At 44.0% G+C, this 621-nt stretch carries 1 protein-coding gene; it reads left to right on the plus strand.

Going from position 1 to position 621, the window contains the following annotated elements; genetic code table 11:
- Window positions 1–256: 256 nt before the first annotated feature.
- Window positions 257–621: POTRA domain-containing protein (locus tag EAE92_RS24190; protein WP_281422842.1), on the plus strand; the 365-nt coding region annotated here is incomplete at its 3' end.

Raw genomic sequence — 621 nt, forward strand, 5'->3', positions numbered from 1 at the left:
AAAATAAAACCATAAAATTAATTTGAAATTATTAATGCTGGTTATTAAATGATTAATATTAATCTATTTTTTATACAATGCTGTTACAAAATAATCACATTGGCCTGTTTTTTGCCTTGTCATATAACCTCTTGTTTTTGCTGCTATCTTAACCAACCCCCTATTTTAGTTGCCCGGTTGATAATCAACCCTAAACATTGATCGTTAAGTTAAATTTGTGGTTAATGCTGTTTCGACATTGTGGAATAGAAAGTCAATGAAAAGCAGTATTTTGGTATTAACGGTTTTTTGTAGCGTAGCCTCAGGCAGTCAAGCCGCCGACATCGCAGATCAACAACTCATTCATCAACAGGCCCGTCAGCACGCGCTGGAAGCTCAATTAGCCCCGCCGCCTGCGGAAGTTCATCTGTCGGTACCGGAAACCGGGGAGTCAGCCGCCTTTGCGGTGGAAACCCCCTGTTTTCCTGTCACTCATGTGGTATTGGCAGGCACCGAAAATTTCCCGCACTGGCTACCGCTCCGGCGTGTCGCCCAACAGGGCGAAAACCATTGCCTGGGCGATAAAGGCATTAGCCGGCTGATAACCCAGTTGCAAGATCAGCTCATCAATCACGGCTATGT

Source organism: Photorhabdus hainanensis (genome assembly GCF_018448965.1).
Classification (GTDB): Bacteria; Pseudomonadota; Gammaproteobacteria; order Enterobacterales; family Enterobacteriaceae; genus Photorhabdus; species Photorhabdus akhurstii.